The organism is Kitasatospora sp. NPDC101155 (genome assembly GCF_044768305.1).
Lineage (GTDB): Bacteria > Actinomycetota > Actinomycetes > Streptomycetales > Streptomycetaceae > Kitasatospora.
In genome coordinates this window covers 21,841-41,371 of record NZ_JBIWPN010000057.1, presented here as the reverse complement: position 1 = coordinate 41,371, position 19,531 = coordinate 21,841, and the positions used below count along the sequence as shown (strand labels likewise).

The following is a 19,531-nucleotide window of genomic DNA, read 5'->3' as shown; positions in this document are numbered from 1 at the left end:
TGGAGCGGATGATGCGTGACGCGAAGATCACCCAGATCTACGAGGGCACCAACCAGGTCCAGCGCATCGTGATGGCCCGCAACCTCCCGTAACGGGCCCGACCTCGAACTCCTCGGAGCCCCCGGCCGATTCCGATCGGCCGGGGGCTCCGGCGTTTCCGGACGGGCCCGACCGTCGGCACCGGGTCAGAGCGCCCCGGAGGCGAGCGGGCGACTAGCACGGCGGTGTCGTATAAATGATCGTCAACTTTCCTGTAGTGCACCCGAGTACGGAGGAATACAGATGACCGCCCACGAGAACGCCGGCAAGGTCTGGCTGATCACCGGTGCCAACTCCGGCTTCGGCCAGGCCATCGCCGAGGCCGCCATCGCCGCCGGCGACACCGTGGTCGCCGCCGCCCGGCGCCCCGAGGCGCTGGCCGAGCTGGAGGCCGCCCACCCCGGCCGGGTCGTCCCGGTCCGGCTGGACGTCACCGACCAGGAGCAGATCGCCGCCGTCGTCGAGGAGGCCGTGTCCCGGCTCGGCCGGATCGACGTCCTGGTGAACAACGCCGGGCGCGGCGTGATCGGCGCCGTCGAGGAGACCACCGACAGCGAGCTGCGGGACCTCATGGACCTGCACTTCTTCGGCCCGGCCGCGCTCACCCGGGCCGTGCTGCCGCACATGCGGGCCCAGGGCTCGGGCGCCGTGGTGCAGATGAGCAGCATGGGCGGCCGGTTCTCCTTCCCCGGCGTCGGCGCCTACTCGGCCACCAAGTTCGCCCTGGAGGGGCTGTCCGAGGCGCTGGCCCAGGAGGTGGCCGGCTTCGGGATCAAGGTGCTGATCGTCGAGCCGGGGGCGTTCCGGACCGGCTTCGCGGGCGGCGGCGCGCTCGCCCACTCCGCCCCGATCGACGCCTACGAGCCGGTGGTCGGCCCGGTCCGCACCGGCCTGCCGGACTCCGACGGCAAGCAGGCGGGCAACCCGGTGAAGGCCGCCGAGGCGATCCTGACCGCGCTGGACGCCGAGCGGACCCCGCTGCGGCTCGCGCTCGGCACCGACGCCGTGGACGCGATCCTCGGCAACCTGGACGGCGCGCGCGGCGAGGCCGAGGCCTGGGCGGCGGTCGGCCGCGCCACCGACTTCCCGGCGGGGGCGTAACACCGCGGGAATTCCCCGCGACGGCGGGCGGCCTGGATCCCTAGGCTGCCCGCCATGTCCTCCACGCTCAGCCTCGCGGTGCTCACCTCCGACAACATCGACGCCGCCCTCGCCCTGCGGGTGCGCCCGGACCAGGAGGGTCTGGTCACACCGGTGGCGGAGTCGCTGGCCGAGGCGTACGTGTACGGGGAGACGGCCTGGCCCCGGATGATCCTGGACGGCGGTCGGCCGGTCGGCTTCGTGATGGCCTTCTTCGACGTCCGCTTTGACCCGGAGCGGCCCGGCGACCGCCCCCGCTCCGGCCTCTGGCGCCTGCTGGTCGATGCCGGGCGGCAGCGCGGCGGCTACGGCCGGTTCGCCGTCGAGCAGGTCTGCGCGGAGATCCGCCGCCGCGGCGGCACCCGCGCGACGGTCACCTACCACCCGGGCCCGGACGGCCCGGCCGGGTTCTACGCCCGGCTGGGCTTCCGCCCGACCGGCGAGCTGAGCGGCGAACAGGAGGTGGCGGAGGTCGAGCTGTGAGGCCTCAGTCGAGCAGTGCGGTGGGCTGCTGCCGGGCCTGCCGCAGCCACTCGGCCCGCCCGTCGGCGGGGGAGTCGGTGACGGTGCGGAACACCGTCCGCCGGACGTCGGTGACGCCGACGTACGGCAGCACGCAGGCCGCCCAGATCCGTTCCAGCGGGTCGCCGAACTCCTCCCTAGGAGCGGGCGGCCGTGTAGTGCGCGAGCGCCTGCGCGGCCGGGACCGGGGTGAAGGGTTCGACGGCGGTGACCGCGAAGCGGGAGAGCCGCAGGTGGGGTTCGCCGGTGTCGGTCAGGGTCCACTGGTGCCGGGTCCGGGCCGTCATCGGGCGGCCGTCCTTGGCGATGCCCTGCCAGTCGAAGTCGACGGCCAGGTCGTACGTCCGGCCGGGCCCCGGGGTGACGGCCAGCTCGCGGACGTGGTGCAGGCTGAGCCGGACCGCCTCGCGGGTGCCCGCGTACCAGGCGGCGACCTCCTCGTAGTTGTGCAGCGCCCGCCCGTCGGGGAGGGTCATCGTCAGGTCGTCGGCGAGCAGTTCGCGCAGCGGCTCGGCGTCGCCGGTGGTCCGCTCCAGCAGCTCCAGCCAGCGGTAGAGGAAGGCGCGGGCCCGGTTCTCGCCGGCCGCGGCGGTCAGCGTGGCGCGCAGCCGGTCGAGGTCGGCCTGCTCGGCGGTGGTGGTGTGCTCGGACATGTTTCGGCCCTCTCGGCATGGCGGGAACGCGTGTTGCGTGCGCACGCACACACTAGAACTGTGTGCGCACGCACGCAACCTCGATACGATGAGCGCCATGGACCGCGCTGATCTCACCCTGGGCCCGCTTTCGGAGCAGGACCACGCCTTCTACGGCCTGGTCTGGGCGGGAACCACCCTCGCCGCCCGGATCGACCGGGAGCTCGCCCGGGTGCACGGGCTGCCGCTGTCCTGGTTCGAGGTGATGCTCTGGCTGAACGGCCAGCGGGAGCCGGTGGCCGCCTCCGACCTCGGCGCGAAGACCATGCTCAGCCGCAGCCAGGTCTCCCGGGTCGTGGACGCCCTGGCGGGGCGTGGGCTGGTGTCCCGCGCGCCCTCCGCCTCGGACGCGCGCTCGGTGCGGATCGAGCTGACCGAGCAGGGCCGCGCCGTCTTCGCCGAGGCCGACGCCACCCGGCGGGCCGTCCTCGCGCCGGTCTTCACCGAGCGGCTGGACGAGGCGGACATCGCCGCCCTGGAGACGGTCTGGCGCAAGCTGAAGGCCTGAGCCCGCTACGCCGCCGCCGACTTCCCGAAGCGCCCGTCGAGTCACTCAAGGTTCGAACCGGACGTCGATGGTGGCTTCCGCCCGACGCCCGCCGGATAACACGCCGATCCGACCTCGTGGGCTCCGGGGGTGGCGAGCGACGGTGGGCCGCTCGTGCCATGATCCCTGCATGGGTTCCAACGTTTTCTTCGACATCAGCATCAACGACGAGCCGGCCGGCCGCATCGTCTTCAAGCTCTTCGACGACGTCGTCCCGAAGACCGCCCGCAACTTCCGCGAGCTGGCCACCGGCCAGAACGGTTTCGGCTACGAGGGCTCCGGCTTCCACCGCGTGATCCCCGCCTTCATGCTGCAGGGCGGTGACTTCACCAACCACAACGGCACCGGTGGCAAGAGCATCTACGGCGAGAAGTTCGCGGACGAGAACTTCGAGCTGAAGCACGACCGCCCGGGTCTGCTCTCGATGGCCAACGCCGGTCGCAACACCAACGGTTCGCAGTTCTTCATCACCACCATCGTCACCGACTGGCTGGACGGCAAGCACGTCGTCTTCGGCGAGGTCGTCGAGGGCATGGACCTGGTGAAGAAGATCGAGGGCCTCGGCTCGCAGAGCGGCCGCACCTCGGCCAAGATCACCATCGCCAAGTCCGGCGAGATCGCCTGATCACCGTCCTCCGGGACCGGTGACAACCCACCGCCCCGGAGCGGGGAGTCGGACCTGCCGACCTTCCGCTCCGGGGCGGTGGCGCGCCCGCCGACCGTGGAATGGCCTAGGACGAAGGACCGATGGTCGATCGGTTGCCGCCCGGGTGGAATGGGCGGGTGGATCACGAGAAGGCGTACGAGGGACTGGCACCGGACGTACGGGCGGCGTACCTGGAGCGGATCGGCGTGACGGAGCCCGGGCCGCCCTCGGCGGAGGGCCTGGCGCTGCTGCAGCGGGCCCACCTGTGGGCGGTCCCGTTCGAGAACCTGAGCATCCACCTCGGCGAGCCCGTGGTGCTGGAGACGGCCGCCCTGGTGGCGAAGCTGGTGGACCGGCGGCGCGGCGGCTTCTGCTACGAACTCAACGGCGCCTTCGCCGAGTTGCTGCGCGCACTGGGGTACCGGGTGAGCCTGCTGGCCGCCCGGGTCCTGGACGGGGAGCGGCCCGGGCCGCCGTTCGACCACCTGGCGCTGCGGGTCGACCTGGACGAACCCTGGCTGGTCGACGTGGGGTTCGGGCGGTTCAGCCTGCTCCCGCTGCGCCTGGACGAGCGCGGCGCCCAGCCCGACCCGCACGGCACGGTCGTGATCGGTCCGTACGGCGACCACGGCGAGCTGGACGTACGACTGGACGGCGTGCCGCAGTACCGGCTCGACCCGCGCCCGTACCACCTGGCCGACTTCGGGCCGACCTGCTGGTGGCAGACCACCTCGCCGCAGTCCCACTTCACCCGGTCGACCACCTGCTCGCTGCTCGCCCCGGACGGCGGCCGCACCACCCTCAGCGGCACCCGGCTGATCCGGACCGCCCCCGACGGCGGCCGCGCCGAGGAGCAACTCACCGACGCCGGGGCGCTGTCCGCGTACCGGGAGCACTTCGGGATCGCGCTCGACCGGCTGCCGACCCCTCCGTCGGCCTGACGCCGGGGCGGCGCTGTGCCGTCGGCCGGGAACCGCGGAGTGCCGTCAGGCGGGGGAGGGGCCGGGCGCCCAAGTCCCTTCCCGCACGCCCACCTTGCGGGCGGGCGCCCCGGCCCAGATCTCGCCCGGCCCGGTCGAGCGGGTGAGCACCGCGTTGGCGCCGACGACGGTGCCCGCGCCCACGGTCAGCACGCCGTCCTTGCACACCACCTTGGCGCCCGCGCACAGCACCGCGCCGTCCTCGACCATCACCCGCCGCATCGCGCTGCGCTCCTGCGGCACCCACGGGTCGGCCCGGCCGACGGTCACGCCGTTGTAGAGCGTCACGTTCGCGCCGAGCGTGGTGCACGGGTGCAGCACGGTGCCGAAGCCGCGGTGGAACACGGTGAGTCCGGGCCCGATCTCGCAGGCGGCCGGCACCTCCATGCCGTAGAGCGCGAGCGCCTCCTGGACCAGGCGGCCCAGGAGGCGGTGGCGTCGACGGTAGACGAGTGCGGTGACGAGGGAAATTCACCCATTGTGGCGGGACGGTCGCCCGGAGTCGCCGGTTACTTGAAGTCCGGCACCGTGGTGTCGTTCTTGAAGGCGTCGAAGACCTGCTTGGACTTGCCGGCGTCCCACTGCACCGCGGACTCGCCCGTCTTGGTGTGGTAGTCCGCGTTGCCGATCGGGACGGTCATGGTCTTGCCGTTGCCGCCGTTGACGTCCTTCATGGCGAGGAAGAGCGAGCCCAGGTCGGTCAGCCCGCAGTCGTCGTCGACGATCAGGGTGCCGAGCGCCGAGTCGACCAGCGGGTAGAAGGTGAACGGGTTGAGCACGGTGCCGGGGGAGGCGGCCTGGTGGGCGAGGGCGCCGAGGAACTTCTGCTGGTTGCGCATCCGGCCGAGGTCCTGGTCGGCCATCTGGTGGCGCTGGCGGACGAAGGCGAGGGCCTGGACGCCGTTGAGCGTCTGGTCGCCGGCCTTGAGGTCGAGGCCGGAGTCCCGGTCCTTGATGTCCTGGTCGATGCGCATCTCGACGCCGCCGATCGAGTCGACGATGCCGGCGAACCCGGCGAACCCGATCTCGGCGTAGTGGTCGATGTGGATGCCGGTGTTCAGCTCGACGGTCTGCACCAGGAGCCGGCCGTTGCCGTTGGCGAAGGCCGAGTTGATCTTCGAGGTGGTGGCCTTGACGGTCTTCCCGTTGCTCGCCTTGAACTCCGGGATCGGTACCCAGGAGTCGCGCGGGATGCTCATCAGGGTGTTCCCGTGGTCCCCGATGTGCAGGATCATCATCGAGTCGCTGCGCTTGCCCTCGACGTCGTGGCCGGTGTGCATCTCGTCCTGCTGGGCCTCGGAGAGGCCCTCGCGGCTGTCCGAGCCGACGATCAGCCAGTTGGTGCCCTTGCCCGCCGCCGGGCGGCCCGGGTAGCCGGCCAGCACGTTCTCGTGGTTGAGCTTGGAGTCCGCCCAGAAGTAGGTGGAGACGGCGGTCACCATCACCGCGATCAGCAGGCCGAAGACCGACCACTTGACTATGCGCCGCCGCGGCCAGCGCTTGGCCTGGGCGCCGGCCGGCCGCGCACCGGCCGGGCCGCCGGGACCACCCGGACCGCCCGGCCGGCCGGGACCGCCCGGACCGCCGGGGCCACCGGGCACGCCCTGCGGCGGGACGCCGCCGTACCGGGACGGCTCGGGCTGCCGCGGCGCGGGCGCCCCCGGCCCGCGCGGGTTCAGCGAGGTCGGCAGTGGCGGCTCGGCCGCCGCCCCGCCTCCGCCGTTGCCTCCGTACGGGTTCCCGCCGCCGCCCGGGCGGCCCTCCTGCCACGTGTTCATGCCGTCGAGGATGCCCGACCCCGCTCGGCCTGACTCCCCCCGGGGGCCCCACCAGGCCTCTTGTAGCAGTTTTGATGCACGTACCGGATCGTTCCGCCGAAACGTCCCGTCACCCGCGTTCCGGCTGCCGAAACGATTCTTGACCGCCTCGAACACAGCGTGTTTGCATTTCAGGCATGGATCAGCGTTGGGCACTCACGCGTCGGCGGCACGTCGACCTGCGGCGTGGGGTGGCCTGTTCGCTCTGTCGCGGCTGACACTCGCGCCTCGCGCCCGTCGAGACGCCCCCTTCCGAGCACCGAACCGCAGCGCCCCGCCCGCTGCGGCGCCGTTTCGAAGAGCCGCCCGCTTCCAGCCAGAGGTGAACCATGGCCACCGTCCTGTCCGTTTCCGGCTCCCCGTCCGCCACCTCCCGCACCACCCGCCTGCTGCGCCACGTCGACGCCCGCCTCGCCGACCGCGGCCACCACGTCATCCCCTTCGAGGCCCGCAGCCTGCCCGCGCACGCGCTGCTGTCGGGCGACTTCGACTACCCCGAGATCGTCGCCGTCACCGAGCTGTTCGCCCGCGCCGACGGCGTGGTCATCGGCACCCCCGTCTACAAGGCCGCCTACTCGGGCCTGCTGAAGGCCCTGCTGGACGTGCTCCCGCAGTACGCGCTGGCCGGCAAGGCCGTCCTGCCGCTGGCCACCGGCGGCTCGCCCGCGCACGTCCTCGCGGTCGACTACGCGCTGCGCCCGGTGCTCAGCTCGATGGGCGCCGGCCACATCACCCAGGGCTGGTTCGTGCTCGACCGCCACATCACCGCCGGGGAGGACGGCACCACCCTGGTCGAGCGCGAGACCGACGGCCTGCTGGCCCCCGTCGTGGCGGGCTTCGCCGACGCCCTGGAGCGGCTGGCCGCACCCGCGCTGACCGGCTGAGCAGCGGCCGGTGCGACCCCGTACGGGGCGACCCCGAGACGCTCCGCGGCGCCCCCTAGGGGGAGGGGGTGCCGCACCCCGTAGAACCTTGGTTGCACCGCTTCATTCCGGCGGAGGACGAGCGGCCCGCAACCGACTCCTAACGTGGATCTCACGTCCCCACCCGCCCGAACGCGGCCCGACTCCGTCGGGTCCGCGGCCGACCGCGTCGGCAGGGTGGGGGCCAACGGGTGGGCCCACTTCTTAGGAGACTCCAGTGACGACGGCAGCAGCCGTGTACGACCCCCAGCTTCCCGGCGGACCGTCCGCCGTCGCCGCGTCGGCCCGTCAGGTCACCAAGGCGTACGGCTCGGGCGAGACCAAGGTGACCGCCCTGGACGCGGTCGACGTGGACATCCAGCGCGGCCGCTTCACCGCGATCATGGGCCCCTCCGGCTCCGGCAAGTCGACGCTGATGCACTGCCTGGCCGGCCTGGACACGGTCAGCGACGGTCGGATCTGGATCGGCGACACGGAGATCACCGGCCTCAAGGACAAGCAGCTGACCAGGCTGCGCCGCGACAAGATCGGCTTCATCTTCCAGGCGTTCAACCTGCTGCCGACCCTGAACGCGCTGGAGAACATCACGCTCCCGATGGACATCGCCGGCCGCAGGCCCGACCAGGCCTGGCTGGACCAGGTGGTGGAGACCGTCGGCCTGGCCGGCCGGCTCAAGCACCGCCCCACCCAGCTCTCCGGCGGCCAGCAGCAGCGCGTCGCGGTGGCCCGGGCCCTGGCCGCCCGCCCCGAGATCATCTTCGGCGACGAGCCCACCGGGAACCTGGACTCCCGGGCCGGCGCCGAGGTGCTGACCTTCCTGCGCCGCTCGGTGGACGAGCTGGGCCAGACCATGGTCATGGTCACCCACGATCCGGTCGCCGCCGGCTACGCGGACCGCGTGCTCTTCCTCGCCGACGGCGTGATCGTCGACGAGATGCACGCGCCGACCGCCGACTCCGTCCTCGAACGCATGCGCCGTTTCGACGGCAAGCGCACCAGCTGAGCGGCGGGACGACCTCACCATGCTGCTCAAGACCTCACTGCGGAGCTTCTTCGCCCACAAGGGCCGGATGGCGCTCTCGCTCATCGCCGTCGTGCTGTCGGTCGCCTTCGTGTCCGGCACCCTGGTGTTCTCCAACACCGCCACCAGCACCTTCTCCAAGCTGTTCGCCGCGACCGCCTCGGACATCTCGGTCCAGCCGCCCAAGCCGGCCGACGACGACCAGCAGGCCGGCGACAAGCCGTCGACCGTCCCGGTCTCGCTCGCCCAGCAGGTCGCCGCGGTGCCCGGGGTGAAGACGGCCGTCGGCCAGGTCATGGTCGGCAACGCCATCCTGGTCAACCCGGCCACCAACAAGCTGGTCGGCCCGACCAGCGGCGCGCCCACCCTGCTCGGCAACTGGACCGACACCCCGCGCAACCCGGTGAAGATCACCTCCGGCCACGTCCCGCAGAACTCCGGCGAGCTGGTCCTGGACGCGGACACCGCCAAGAAGGCCGAACTCGGCCTCGGCGACAAGCTGCGGGTCGACAACGCCGGGGGGCAGCACCCGTACACGATCGTCGGCATCGCCACCTTCACCACCACCAACCCGGGCGCGGCGCTGGCCTTCCTGGACACCCCGACCGCCCAGCAGGTGCTGCTCGGCGAGCAGGCCTACACCTCCGTCGAGGCCTTCGGCGACGGCAGCCGCAGCGACGACCAGCTCAAGGCCGACGCCCTGGCCAAGGTCGGCGCCGGCTACCAGGTCAAGACCGCGGCCGAGCAGAAGGACGAGAACACCAAGTCGATCGGCAGCGGCCTCAACTTCATGAAGTACGCGATGCTCGGCTTCGCCGGCATCTCGCTGATCGTCGGCGGCTTCCTGATCATCAACACCTTCTCGATGCTGGTCGCCCAGCGCACCCGCGAGATCGGCCTGCTGCGCGCCATCGGCGGCAGCCGCCGACAGGTGAACGGCTCGGTGCTGGTCGAGGCGCTGATCCTGGGCGTGCTCGGCTCGACCCTAGGGGTGGCGGTCGGCCTGGGCGTCGCGGTCGGCCTGATCAAGCTGATGAACGCGATCGGCATGGACCTCAACGCGAGCGACCTGGAGATCGGGCCCGACGTGTTCGTGGCCGGCTACGCGGTGGGCATCCTGATCACCGTCATCGCGGCCTGGATCCCGGCCCGCCGGGCCAGCAAGATCGCGCCGATGGCCGCCCTGCGCGACCACGGCACCCCGGCCGAGGCCCGCTCCAACATCGTCCGGACGATCACCGGCCTGGTGCTGACCGGGGGCGGTGCCGCGCTGCTGGTGCTCGCGGGCTCGGCGCAGAAGGCGTCCACCGGCGGCCAGTACCTGGGCCTGGGCCTGCTGCTCACCCTGATCGGCTTCGTGGTGCTCGGCCCGCTGCTGGCCACCGTCGTCATCAAGGCGCTCGGGGCCCTGCTCCCGGCCCTGTTCGGGCCCTCCGGCAAGCTCGCCCAGCGCAACGCGATGCGCAACCCGCGCCGCACCGGCGCCACCGCCGCCGCGCTGATGATCGGGCTGGCGCTGGTGATCGGCTCGTCGGTGTTCAGCTCCTCGGCCGTCACCTCGGCCAGCGCGCAGATCGACAAGTCGGTGGGCGTGGACTACATCATCTCGGGCGGCCGCACCCCGGTCACCACCGACATGATGGACGCGGTGAAGCGGACCCCGGGCATCGATCACATCACCACCCAGGAGGCCTTCAACCACACGAAGGTCCAGCTGCCCGGCGGGCAGAGCGCCAGGACGAACCTGACCGCCGTGCCGACCAGCTTCTTCGGCGCCGACTTCCACCCCACGGTCACCGCCGGCGCGGTGGACTCGGTCGGGCACGGCTCGCTGGGGATCGGCGAGACCTTCGCCAAGGACCACAACCTGAAGGTCGGCGACCGGCTGACCGTCGACTACGGCAAGGGCCGCACCCAGACCCTGCCGGTGGGCGTGGTCTTCGAGAAGGGCGGGCTGCTGGGCGACGGCACCTTCGTCGGCCTCGACACCATGACCGAGGTCGTCCCGGCCGCCGAGCAGCCGCCGGTCTGGACCTTCTTCGCCAAGGCCTCCTCCGGCACCGACGTCGCCAAGACGCTCACCGCCCTGGAGGACGCGCTCAAGCAGTACCCGCAGCTGACCGTCAAGGACCAGGCCGGCTACAAGGAGCTGGTGCAGTCCCAGGTCAACACCCTGCTCTACCTGATCTACGGACTGGTCGGCCTGTCGATCACCGTCGCCGTGCTCGGCGTGGTCAACACCCTGGCGCTGTCGGTGGTCGAGCGGACCCGCGAGATCGGCCTGCTGCGGGCGATCGGGCTCTCCCGCCGCCAGCTGCGCCGGATGATCCGGCTGGAGTCCGTGGTGATCGCGGTGTTCGGTGCCGTCCTCGGCACCGGGCTGGGCCTGGCCTGGGGCATCACCGCTCAGCGGGTGCTGCGGGACCAGGGGCTCGGGACGCTCTCCGTCCCGACCACCGTGATCGCGGTGACGCTGGTCTCCTCGGTGGTGATCGGCCTGGTCGCCGCACTCGTCCCGGCCTTCCGGGCCGGACGCATGAACGTCCTCGCGGCCATCGCGACGGACTGACCCGGCGACGGGGGACGTCGGGGCGAACCCCCACGGGGGAACGGGGGGAACGGGGGGAACGGGGGGCAGGGGCCGGGCGCGCACAGCGCCCGGCCCCTGCGGCACGGACGGCCACCGGACTGCCGGCCTGATCATCCGATGCTGAGATCATCGCCGGATGCTGCCCTCGGACGCCCCACCCCTGCCCAGCGCCGCGCCCCTCACCGCGGCCGCGGCCGCCCGCTGGCGCGCCGCCCGGACCGCCTGGCGGCTGGACACCCGCTGGCTCGCGCTGGCCCCGGCCGCCTTCTTCTTCCTGGCCACGGTCGTGGAACCGACGACCGAACCCGGTCCCTGCAACGCCCAGGGCGTCTGCCGGGACGGCTGGGGGTCCTCGCTGGCGTGGTGGACGGTGCTGGCCGAGATCGTCCTGCTGATCGCCAAGCCCCGCTTCCGGGCACTGGTCCCCCCGGTCGCCCTGGCGGTGCTCTGGTACGCCCCGGGCGGCCTGGTCTCCCCGCTCGGCCGCTGGTCGGCCGTCCTGATGAACCTGCTGCTCGCCGTCGTGCTGATCGGCGCCGAACTCGGCCGTCGCCGCGCCCGGCAGCAACTGGACGAACTGGCGGCCCCGCCCGTCCCCTTCCCGTGGACGGCCGCCGAGGCGCCCTCGCCCGTCCACCCCGAGCCCGAGGGCCCGGGCCGCCGTGTCCTCGGCGGCCTGCTGCTCCTGGTCGCCCTGGCGCTCCCGCTGTACGGCCTCTGGGCGCAGGCCGGGCAGCGGGCCGCCGACAGGCAGGCCACCGGGGTGTTCGGCACCGCCGGGTCGACCGACGGGGACGGCGTGCTGACCGTCCGCTTCCAGCCGCCCGGCGGCGGCCCGGAGCGCACCGCCGCCCTGGACGTCCGGTGGCAGCGGCAGCCGCAGCCCGGTGAGCCCGTCACGCTGCTGGTGAACGGCGACTCCGTGCGCGCCGCCGGCGACGACTACGACCTCTCCGGCCAGGTGGCCTTCGGCGGCCTGAGCGCCCTGCTCGGCCTCCTGCTGCTCGGTTCGGCCGCCACTGCGAACGCCCGCCGCGCCCGGCCCGCCTTCGAGGGCTCCGCGCCCGCGCTGGCCGTCCGGGTCCGCGCCGACGCCCGTGGCGACCTGCTGGTGCTGCCGCTGGACGGCCCGCCAGGTGGGCGCGCGCTCTGGCGCCTGGTCGAGCGCGACCGCTACCGCTGGGCCCGCCACGGCGGCCCGGCCGGCGACGGCCCGGCCTGGGTGCCCGATTTTCCGGAGACCAAGCTCGACGAGGACTACCCCGACCCGCTGTCCGGCGGGGCGGGGCGCTACGGCCGACCGACCTCCGCGGAGGCCGCCGCCCGGCTGGTCCGGGCCCGCCGCAGCGTCCCCGCCGTGCTCTACCGCGGCCCGGACGGGCCCGACCGGCAGCTCCTGGTCCGCCCCGGACTGCGGGATGGCGACCCGCGCTGGGTGGCCGCCGTGGTCGCCTCCGTCGCCCGGACCCCGCGGCTGAACCGGAAGGCCGAGGGCCGACGGGAGGAGGAGCTCGCCGTCGCCAAGCTCACCGCCCGGGCGGTGGCCGCGGCTCCCCCGGCCGGTCCGGACGCCCGACCGGTGGCCGCCCGCCGCTGGGAGATACCTCTGCCGCTGCGCGTGCTGCCCGGGCCCGCGATGGCGCTGCTGCTCGGCGCCGCCGTGGTGTACCTGAGCGGCGGGGGCTGGTGGCAGGGGCTGCTGCGCCCGCTCTGGTTCGGCTCCTCGGCGATCCTCGCCTGCGGCCACGCGCTGTCCTGGCAGATCGTGGCCGACCGGGACGGTCTGCGGGTGGCCACCGCGCTGCGTGTCCGTCACTTCCGGTGGCAGCAGATCACCGCCGCCGCCGTGCACCGCCGGCGGCTGATCATCCGGCTGCGCGGTGGCGAGGACCTCTCCGTGGCCGGCTGGCCGACGTCCCGGCTGGCCCGCCACCTCGGCGAGCGGTACGACCCGGTGGAGCTGGCCCGGGAGGTCGCCATCGCCGCCCACCGCCCCGAGCTGCGCCCCAAGCAGGTGCTGCCGGACCGGCTGGGCCGTCCGCAGCGCCTGGTGAACATCCTTTCGGTGGCCGGCTTCGCGCTGTTCACCGTCGTTCACCACTGGCTCTGAACCTGCCCCGAACCTGCACCGTTCCCACTCCGATTCGGGCTGGGCGGAACGGGGCGGTACGGTGGGCGTGATCACAGCGCCGGTACCGCCCTTCGGGGTGCCCGAGGCCGCCCAGACCGGGACAAGACGGATGCACGTCGGCACCGGTACGGTTGGCCCCGATGAACACCAAGGCTGCTGAGGAGCTGCCGGCTGTTTCCGTGATCATGCCGGTGCTCAACGAGGAACGACACCTGCGCACGGCGGTCCGGCGCATCCTGGACCAGGAGTACCCCGGGCCGATGGAAGTGGTGATCGCCCTCGGCCCCTCCACCGACCGTACCGCCGAGATCGCGGCCGCGCTCGTGGCCGAGGATCCGCGGGTGCGCACGGTGGAGAACCCCACCGGCCGGACCCCCGCGGGGCTGAACGCCGCCATCCGGGGCTCGCAGCACCCGATAGTGGTGCGCGTGGACGGTCACGGCCTGCTCACCCCGGGCTACATCACCACGGCGGTCCGGCTGCTCGGCGAGATGGACGCGGCCAACGTCGGCGGCATCATGCACGCCGAGGGCGAGACCGAGTGGGAGCACGCGGTCGCGGCCGCGATGACCTCCAAGATCGGTGTCGGCAACGCGGCCTTCCACACCGGCGGCCTGGCCGGCCCGGCGGACACCGTCTACCTCGGGGTGTTCCGGCGGGAGGTGCTGGAGAAGCTCGGCGGCTACAACGAGGAGTTCATCCGCGCCCAGGACTGGGAGCTGAACTACCGGATCCGCCAGGACGGCGGGCTGGTCTGGTTCACCCCGCAGCTCAAGGTGACCTACCGACCCCGGCCGTCGGTCCGGGCGCTGGCCAAGCAGTACAAGGACTACGGCCGCTGGCGCCGGGTGGTCACCCGCTACCACCGCGGCTCGGTCAACCTGCGCTACCTCGCCCCGCCGTCCGCGCTGCTCGCGGTCGTGCTCGGGCTGGTGCTCGGAGCAGCCGTCCACCCGGCCTTCCTCGCGGTGCCCGGCGCCTACCTGCTGGGCATCCTGGGCGGCGCGGTGGTCGAGGGCCGCGGCCTGTCCCTCAAGGCCAAGGCGCTGCTGCCGGTGGCGCTCGCGACCATGCACCTCAGCTGGGGCTTCGGCTTCATCACCTCGCCCCGCTCACTGGCCCGCCGGGTGATAAGGAGCATCGGCCCGTCCCCGAAGGACGTGCTCTCCCGGGCGGGTTGAGGGTGGTGACCGCCACCGCCGGTACCGCCGGGGGCGGTTGAGGGCGGGTCGGGTGCGAGCCCGGCCGCCGTCCTCGCCGATGGCGAAGGAACCCGCGCCCCCTGCCGACTACTTGGCGCAGACGTCGGTGTCGTCCGCCTGCACCCGCTGGAGGTCCTTCGGCGCCTCCGTCGGTGCCTGGGTGGGGACCGCGAGGACGTCCTTGCCGAGCACCAGCACCAGTGCGCCCTTCGGGTCCGCCTTCGGGTCCTGCCGTGCGGCGTCCGCGGGCAGCCCGAGGGCGGCGGCCAGCGCGGCGGCCTCGGCCTCCTGACCGGCCGGGTACGACACCGTGGTGGTCGCCGTGACCGCCGCGTCGGAGGCGACGGCGGCCTCGGCGAAGCCCTTGGCCTTCAGCTTCTCCACCGTCGGACCGGACTGCCCGCGTGTCCCGCTGCCGTTGCGCACCGTCACCCGGACGTCCTTGGCGTCCACCGCCGGAGCGGTGGTGGCCGGGGCAGCGGAGGAGGGGATGGCGGAGGAGGGGGCGGCCGGGGCCGGGGTGTCGGTGGCCGGCGGGGTGGCCGTCCCGGTCAGTGAGCGGTCGCCCGCGATCATCGAGAACACCTGCCCGGCGTCGGGCTGCTTGAGGATCAGCCGGTCGTCGTCCTTGGGGTCGTCCAGGACCGGCACGGTGGTGAAGGTGATGTTCTTGGTGTCCACCTTGCTGATGTCCTGCGCCAGGTCCTTGAGCTTGTCGACGCTGCCGATGCCGGAGTCCACGGTGAGCGCCTTGGTGGCGGCGTCCGCGAGCTTGTAGAGCTTGGTGGGGCTGGTCAGGGTGTCGTCGCTCTTGATCTTGCGGATCATCGAGCTGATGAACTGCTGCTGGAGCGGGATCCGGGTGAGGTCGCCGCCGAAGCCGACCGCGTGCCGGGTGCGGACGAAGGCCAGTGCCTCCTCGCCCTGGACCGTGTGGCGGCCCTTGGACATCTTCAGGTGCGAGTCCTTGTCGTCGATGTCCTTGGCCGCGCAGACCTCCACCCCGCCGACGGCGGTGGACAGGGTCTTCACCGCCTCGAAGTTGACCTGCACGAAGTGGTCGACCCGGATCCCGGTCATCTTCTCGACGGTCTTCCAGGTGCAGCCCGCGTCGCGCCCGTCCTGGCCCAGACTGGTGTTGAACATCTCCCGCGCCGAGCCGGGGATCTTCTTCCCCTGGTCGGTCCGGCACTCCGGGATCGGCACCATCAGGTCGCGCGGGATGCTGATCACGGTCGCGTTGGTGCGGTCCTTGGCGATGTGGAACAGCAGCGTCGTGTCGGCGTGCCCGGTGCTGCCCTCGTCGCCGTACTCGCGCCCGAGGCCCTGCCGGCTGTCCGTGCCGATCACCAGGATGTTCAGCGCGTCCCCGGCGGCCTGGGGCCGCTCGGCCTCCTCGCCCAGCTGGACCTTGACCGAGGTCAGGTTGTTGTTGAAGTGCTGGTACAGGTAGTACGCCCCGCCGCAGCCCGCGACCATCACCAGCGCGCCGGTGCCGGCCGTCCACTTGAGTATTCGTCGGCGCCGGTTCCGCTTGGCGGCGGCCGCCGCCCGGCGCCTGGCCGTCCGGCGGTTCTCCCCGTTGCCCTGGCCGGTTTCCGGTATGTCCTGCTGCACGCGGCTCCCTTCGTCCGGCCGGTCACGGGGGCGGCCCACTCGGGTAGCGGGCTGATCCGGACACACTAGACGAGCCGAACGGGGAATCGTTCCTGGTATGACATCCGTCACGAAAGAGCAATGGGTCGGCAAAGTCGACGTGGGGCGTCAGTGCTGCGCGCAGGCGTCCACGTCGGCCGTGCGTCCCTCGAAGGTGGGTGCGGCGCTCGCCGAGGGCGACGCCGTCGTCTGGTCCGACCCCGCCCCGGCGGACGGGCTCGCCCCCGCCGTGGGCGCCGGGCCGGGCGGCCGGACGGCGATCGGCCGGTCGTCCCGCAGCGCGGTGAACAGCTGGGTGGTCTGCGGCTGCACGAACTCGTCCCGGTCCGAGTCGTAGCGGTACGGGCGGCGCGGCGCGGTCAGGAACTCCACGTCCGGCGAGGGGATGCCGCGCAGGTCCTGGGTGAGGTCGTACAGCGCGCCCAGCGACGACAGCCCGCCGTCCGCCTTGATCGAGGAGGTGGCCGCGTCCAGCACCGGCCACAGCTTCGCCGGGTTCAGCAGCACCCCCTGCGACTGCACCTTGCGGATCAGCGACGCCAGGAACTGCTGCTGACGGCCCATCCGCTGGGTGTCGCTGCCGTCGCCCAGGCTCTCCCGGGCCCGGACGTAGCCGAGCGCCTGCTCGCCGTGCAGCACCTGCCGGCCGGCCGCGAGGTCCAGCTTGGCGTCCTTGTCGTGGATCGGCTGCGGCACGCACACGTCGACCCCGCCGATCGCGTCCACCATCGTCTTGAAGCCGTTGAAGTCGAGGATCAGGTAGTGGTCCATCCGGATGCCGCTGAGCTGCTCGACGGTACGGATCGAGCAGGCCGGGCCGCCCAGCTCGAAGGCCCAGTTGAACTGCATCAGCCCCGGCTTGCTCCGGGTGCTGTCCGGCTTCTCGCAGGCCGGGACGGTGACCATGACGTCACGCGGGATGGAGACCGCCGTCGCGCGCTTACGGTCGGCGGCCAGGTGCAGCAGGATCGTGGTGTCCGAGCGCTGGGTGCCGGCCTCGCCGCCGTAGGAGGAGTTCGCGCCGGAGCGGTCGTCGCTGCCGATCAACAGGATGTTCTCGGCACCGCCGGCCCCGGCCGTACGGCTCGGGCGTTCGGCCTCCAGCTCGGCCAGCAGCTTGTCGGTGGCCGAGTCGGTCCGGATGTTGCCGTCCAGCTTGCGGTAGGCGATGTAGAGCACCGCTCCGATGACGACCGCCAGGAACGCGACGACGCCGGCGGTGATCATCAGCCACCGCCGGCGCCTGCGCGGGCGTCCGGGTCCGTTCGGGGGAGTGTCCGTCGGGGGAACGTCATCGGTCGGGGGGTGCTCGGTGTCATCCTCGGCCATGGCAGGGATCCCTACCCGCCGGGCCCTCGCCGGGGGTCAGCCGAGGCGCAGCGTCACCCGTTCGGATTCGACCCGCTTCTCCCACTGCTCGGCGCTCAGGCCCTCGGAGTTGCGGCACAGCACCACCGAGGCGCCGGCCGACAGCGGGGCCAGCAGGCCGGCCTCCAGGCCCGCCCAGTCGTCGAAGGAGGACGTGGACAGGACGCGCGCGCCGGGTTCCAGCCCGAGGCGCACGGCCCCCTCCCGGGCCAGTGCGACGGTCTGCTCGCCGGTCAGCTTCAGCGGCAGCCCGTCCACCGAGGTCTCCAGCGACGGCCCCTCCGGGGGCACGGGGGAGTACGGCGCGAAGCGGTCGCCCTGGCCGGGCACCTCGGCGGCGTAGTCCAGGAAGCCGTCCGGGCGCTGCGGGAAGCGGCCGCCGAGCGGCCGCAGCGCGAGCGCGACGCGCTCGCCCTCGCACGCCTGGGCGGCCTCCAGGCCGTCCGGGCCGCTCACCACCAGGTCGGCGGCGGCCGGGTCGCCGCCCGGCACCGCCGTCACCCCGACCGACCAACAGGCCAGCAGCCAGACGGCGCTCTGCCAGTGGGCGGGCAGGAGCAGCGCGGCGCGGTCGCCCGGACCGGCGTTCAGCTCGTCCTGGAGGAGGTTGGCGGTCTTGGCGACCCAGTTGTCGAAGGTCCGGGCGGAGAGTTCCACCCGTTCGCCGGTGGCGTCGTCGTAGAAGGTGACCAGCGGGGCCGCGGGATCGACCGAAGGGGTGCCGCCGCGCAGGTATGCGTGCAGCAGCTCGACGGGGGTGCGGGCATCGGCAGCGAATGGCGCAGTCATGGTGCGCCCCAGCCTACGGCCTTCGGGTGGGAGGCCGGGAGGGGCGGCCGAGCGGGCGCGAGGCGGCGTGGCGGGCCGCCCGGTTTGCAACGACGATCCCCCTCATGTGCACCCCAAGGGCGCGGTGGTCGACTTCGCCGCCGTCTCCGGCCACCGCGACGCCTTCAACACCGAATGCCCCGGCGCCGCGCTCTACGCCCAGCTCCCGGCTGCAGGCGCGGTAGCCGGCCAACGTCCCCATCCCGTACGGCCGTTCTCCGCGCCCCCGAGCTGTCGCCTTCCCCGCGTATCGTTCATAGCCCCAGGGAGCACAGGAGGCGACGGCAGTGACGGGCGGCGAGGCGGTACGGCGCTGGCGGCCGGGCTTCCCGCTCGACGTCGCCCGGACGCTGCTGCCCCTGCGGCGGGGCCCCGCCGACCCCTCCTACCGCACCGCCGGCGACGGCGCCGTCTGGCGCGCCTCCCGCACCCCGGCCGGCGTCGGCACCCTCCGGGTGCGGCCCCACCCCGCCGAAGGCGAAGTCGAGGCGACCGCCTGGGGCCCCGGCGCGCAGTGGCTGCTGGACCGGCTGCCCACGCTGCTCGGGGCGGAGGACCACCCGGAGGCGCTGGTGCTGCCGACCGGTCCGCTACGGGACGCCCAGCGCCGTACGGCGGGGGTGCGGCTCACCCGCACCGGCCTGGTCCTGGAGTCCCTCGTCCCGGCGATCCTGGAGCAGAAGGTCACCACCGACGAGGCCTACCGCGCCTGGCACACCCTGCTGCGGGACTTCGGCACCCCGGCGCCCGGCCCGGCCGAGGGCATGCGGGTGGCGCCGTCGGCCCGCGAGTGGGCGATGATCCCGAGCTGGGAGTGGCACCGGGCGGGCGTGGACCCCAAGCGCTCGGCGACGGTGATGCGCGCGGTGCGGCTGGCACCCCGGCTGGAGGAGGCCTCGGCGATGGGCCACGAGGAGGCCTTCGCCCGACTGACGGCCGTACCGGGCATCGGCGTCTGGACGGCCGCCGAGACCCTCCAGCGCAGCAACGGCGACCCGGACGCGGTCTCGGTCGGCGACTTCCACCTCCCCAACCTGGTCGGCTGGGCCCTGGCCGGACGTCCCCGCAGCGACGACGCCCAGATGCTCGCCCTCCTGGAGCCCTACCGCCCGCACCGCCACCGCGTCTGCCGCCTCCTGACGGCCACCGGCGCCCGCGCCCCCCGCTACGGCCCGAGGCTCACCCCCAACGACCACCGCCACCACTGACCCGCACCCACCCGCACACCCGCACCAACCCACCCGCAGCACCCCCCCACCCACCCGTACCTCCCTCTAGCGAGAGGGACGCGCTGCGGGAGGGGGCGGCGCAGGGGTGGCCCGGAGAGGGGCGTGACGGGTGATTTTCAGACTGCCACCGCACCCAACGCCCCACCCAGCCGAATGGGCAGTCTGAAAATCATCCAGCCCCCGGAGCGGCCACCCCCGGC

19 protein-coding genes are annotated in these 19,531 nt (G+C 73.1%); 12 read left to right on the top strand and 7 right to left on the bottom strand.

The genetic code is table 11. The features are described from left to right. From ACIRYZ_RS40585 to ACIRYZ_RS40575, 3 genes are all read left to right on the top strand, one after another. A partial coding sequence (locus ACIRYZ_RS40585; RefSeq protein ID WP_144385854.1) for an acyl-CoA dehydrogenase family protein occupies positions 1-92 on the top strand: 92 nt, incomplete at its 5' end. A gap of 190 nt (positions 93-282) precedes the next feature. Continuing rightward, positions 283-1,140, top strand: a complete 858-nt coding sequence (locus ACIRYZ_RS40580; RefSeq protein WP_402953669.1) for an oxidoreductase — start codon at positions 283-285, stop codon at positions 1,138-1,140. 54 nt (positions 1,141-1,194) lie between these two features. After that, positions 1,195-1,662, top strand: a complete 468-nt coding sequence (locus ACIRYZ_RS40575) for a GNAT family N-acetyltransferase (RefSeq protein WP_402953668.1) — start codon at positions 1,195-1,197, stop codon at positions 1,660-1,662. 4 nt (positions 1,663-1,666) lie between these two features. On the opposite strand, the gene ACIRYZ_RS40570 is transcribed toward ACIRYZ_RS40575, so the two are convergent. After that, positions 1,667-1,795 (bottom strand): hypothetical protein, encoded by a 129-nt coding sequence (locus ACIRYZ_RS40570; protein ID WP_402953667.1) that lies wholly within the window; start codon positions 1,793-1,795, stop codon positions 1,667-1,669. 43 nt (positions 1,796-1,838) lie between these two features. Beyond that, on the bottom strand, positions 1,839-2,354 hold the full coding sequence (locus ACIRYZ_RS40565) for a DUF4440 domain-containing protein (RefSeq protein WP_402953666.1): 516 nt from the start codon (positions 2,352-2,354) through the stop codon (positions 1,839-1,841). 97 nt (positions 2,355-2,451) lie between these two features. Between ACIRYZ_RS40565 and ACIRYZ_RS40560 the strand changes: the two genes are divergently transcribed. The 3 genes from ACIRYZ_RS40560 (at position 2,452) to ACIRYZ_RS40550 (ending at position 4,527) form a co-directional block, all read left to right on the top strand. Then, on the top strand, positions 2,452-2,901 hold the full coding sequence (locus tag ACIRYZ_RS40560) for a MarR family winged helix-turn-helix transcriptional regulator (protein ID WP_402953665.1): 450 nt from the start codon (positions 2,452-2,454) through the stop codon (positions 2,899-2,901). Positions 2,902-3,070: 169 nt separating this feature from the next. Further along, positions 3,071-3,565: a peptidylprolyl isomerase gene (locus tag ACIRYZ_RS40555; protein ID WP_393037182.1), complete on the top strand. Its 495-nt coding sequence runs from the start codon at positions 3,071-3,073 to the stop codon at positions 3,563-3,565. A gap of 158 nt (positions 3,566-3,723) precedes the next feature. Further along, on the top strand, positions 3,724-4,527 hold the full coding sequence (locus ACIRYZ_RS40550) for an arylamine N-acetyltransferase (protein ID WP_402953664.1): 804 nt from the start codon (positions 3,724-3,726) through the stop codon (positions 4,525-4,527). A 45-nt stretch (positions 4,528-4,572) separates the two neighbouring features. On the opposite strand, the gene ACIRYZ_RS40545 is transcribed toward ACIRYZ_RS40550, so the two are convergent. Continuing rightward, positions 4,573-4,953: a hypothetical protein gene (locus tag ACIRYZ_RS40545; protein ID WP_402953663.1), complete on the bottom strand. Its 381-nt coding sequence runs from the start codon at positions 4,951-4,953 to the stop codon at positions 4,573-4,575. A 122-nt stretch (positions 4,954-5,075) separates the two neighbouring features. Then, positions 5,076-6,344, bottom strand: a complete 1,269-nt coding sequence (locus ACIRYZ_RS40540) for an LCP family protein (RefSeq protein ID WP_402953662.1) — start codon at positions 6,342-6,344, stop codon at positions 5,076-5,078. Between the two features lie 368 nt (positions 6,345-6,712). Here ACIRYZ_RS40540 and ssuE point away from each other — a divergent pair, with 368 nt between their 5' ends. From ssuE to ACIRYZ_RS40515, 5 genes are all read left to right on the top strand, one after another. Next, positions 6,713-7,267 carry an NADPH-dependent FMN reductase gene (ssuE, locus tag ACIRYZ_RS40535; protein ID WP_402953661.1) on the top strand — a complete coding sequence of 185 codons (555 nt, stop codon included), beginning with the start codon at positions 6,713-6,715 and terminating at the stop codon, positions 7,265-7,267. Positions 7,268-7,523: 256 nt separating this feature from the next. After that, entirely contained in the window at positions 7,524-8,309 is a 786-nt protein-coding gene (locus tag ACIRYZ_RS40530) for an ABC transporter ATP-binding protein (protein ID WP_402953660.1), read from the top strand. Positions 8,310-8,328: 19 nt separating this feature from the next. Continuing rightward, entirely contained in the window at positions 8,329-10,896 is a 2,568-nt protein-coding gene (locus tag ACIRYZ_RS40525) for an ABC transporter permease (protein ID WP_402953659.1), read from the top strand. A gap of 157 nt (positions 10,897-11,053) precedes the next feature. Next, entirely contained in the window at positions 11,054-13,027 is a 1,974-nt protein-coding gene (locus ACIRYZ_RS40520) for a hypothetical protein (RefSeq protein ID WP_402953658.1), read from the top strand. A gap of 161 nt (positions 13,028-13,188) precedes the next feature. Further along, positions 13,189-14,229 carry a glycosyltransferase family 2 protein gene (locus ACIRYZ_RS40515; protein WP_402953657.1) on the top strand — a complete coding sequence of 347 codons (1,041 nt, stop codon included), beginning with the start codon at positions 13,189-13,191 and terminating at the stop codon, positions 14,227-14,229. A 108-nt stretch (positions 14,230-14,337) separates the two neighbouring features. Here the strand turns inward: ACIRYZ_RS40515 and ACIRYZ_RS40510 are convergent, their stop codons facing one another. From ACIRYZ_RS40510 to ACIRYZ_RS40500, 3 genes are all read right to left on the bottom strand, one after another. Beyond that, positions 14,338-15,867: an LCP family protein gene (locus ACIRYZ_RS40510; RefSeq protein WP_402953656.1), complete on the bottom strand. Its 1,530-nt coding sequence runs from the start codon at positions 15,865-15,867 to the stop codon at positions 14,338-14,340. A gap of 147 nt (positions 15,868-16,014) precedes the next feature. Next, a complete protein-coding gene (locus ACIRYZ_RS40505; protein WP_402953655.1) occupies positions 16,015-17,133 on the bottom strand; it encodes an LCP family protein in 1,119 nt (372 codons plus the stop codon). Positions 17,134-17,271: 138 nt separating this feature from the next. Continuing rightward, complete coding sequence (locus ACIRYZ_RS40500) at positions 17,272-18,063, bottom strand: TIGR03089 family protein (RefSeq protein WP_393037209.1); 792 nt, start codon at positions 18,061-18,063, stop codon at positions 17,272-17,274. 326 nt (positions 18,064-18,389) lie between these two features. Between ACIRYZ_RS40500 and ACIRYZ_RS40495 the strand changes: the two genes are divergently transcribed. Further along, positions 18,390-19,310: a DNA-3-methyladenine glycosylase family protein gene (locus ACIRYZ_RS40495; RefSeq protein WP_402953654.1), complete on the top strand. Its 921-nt coding sequence runs from the start codon at positions 18,390-18,392 to the stop codon at positions 19,308-19,310. Positions 19,311-19,531: the final 221 nt, after the last annotated feature.

Coding starts and splice junctions, on each gene's coding strand:
- ACIRYZ_RS40525 (WP_402953659.1), top strand. CDS start 8,329: ATGCTGCTCAAGACCTCACTGCGGAGCTTCTTCGCCCACAAGGGCCGG.
- ACIRYZ_RS40520 (WP_402953658.1), top strand. CDS start 11,054: ATGCTGCCCTCGGACGCCCCACCCCTGCCCAGCGCCGCGCCCCTCACC.
- ACIRYZ_RS40580 (WP_402953669.1), top strand. CDS start 283: ATGACCGCCCACGAGAACGCCGGCAAGGTCTGGCTGATCACCGGTGCC.
- ACIRYZ_RS40565 (WP_402953666.1), bottom strand. CDS start 2,354: ATGTCCGAGCACACCACCACCGCCGAGCAGGCCGACCTCGACCGGCTG.
- ACIRYZ_RS40500 (WP_393037209.1), bottom strand. CDS start 18,063: ATGACTGCGCCATTCGCTGCCGATGCCCGCACCCCCGTCGAGCTGCTG.
- ACIRYZ_RS40515 (WP_402953657.1), top strand. CDS start 13,189: ATGAACACCAAGGCTGCTGAGGAGCTGCCGGCTGTTTCCGTGATCATG.
- ACIRYZ_RS40555 (WP_393037182.1), top strand. CDS start 3,071: ATGGGTTCCAACGTTTTCTTCGACATCAGCATCAACGACGAGCCGGCC.
- ACIRYZ_RS40575 (WP_402953668.1), top strand. CDS start 1,195: ATGTCCTCCACGCTCAGCCTCGCGGTGCTCACCTCCGACAACATCGAC.
- ACIRYZ_RS40545 (WP_402953663.1), bottom strand. CDS start 4,953: ATGGAGGTGCCGGCCGCCTGCGAGATCGGGCCCGGACTCACCGTGTTC.
- ACIRYZ_RS40505 (WP_402953655.1), bottom strand. CDS start 17,133: ATGATCACCGCCGGCGTCGTCGCGTTCCTGGCGGTCGTCATCGGAGCG.
- ACIRYZ_RS40560 (WP_402953665.1), top strand. CDS start 2,452: ATGGACCGCGCTGATCTCACCCTGGGCCCGCTTTCGGAGCAGGACCAC.
- ssuE (WP_402953661.1), top strand. CDS start 6,713: ATGGCCACCGTCCTGTCCGTTTCCGGCTCCCCGTCCGCCACCTCCCGC.
- ACIRYZ_RS40540 (WP_402953662.1), bottom strand. CDS start 6,344: ATGAACACGTGGCAGGAGGGCCGCCCGGGCGGCGGCGGGAACCCGTAC.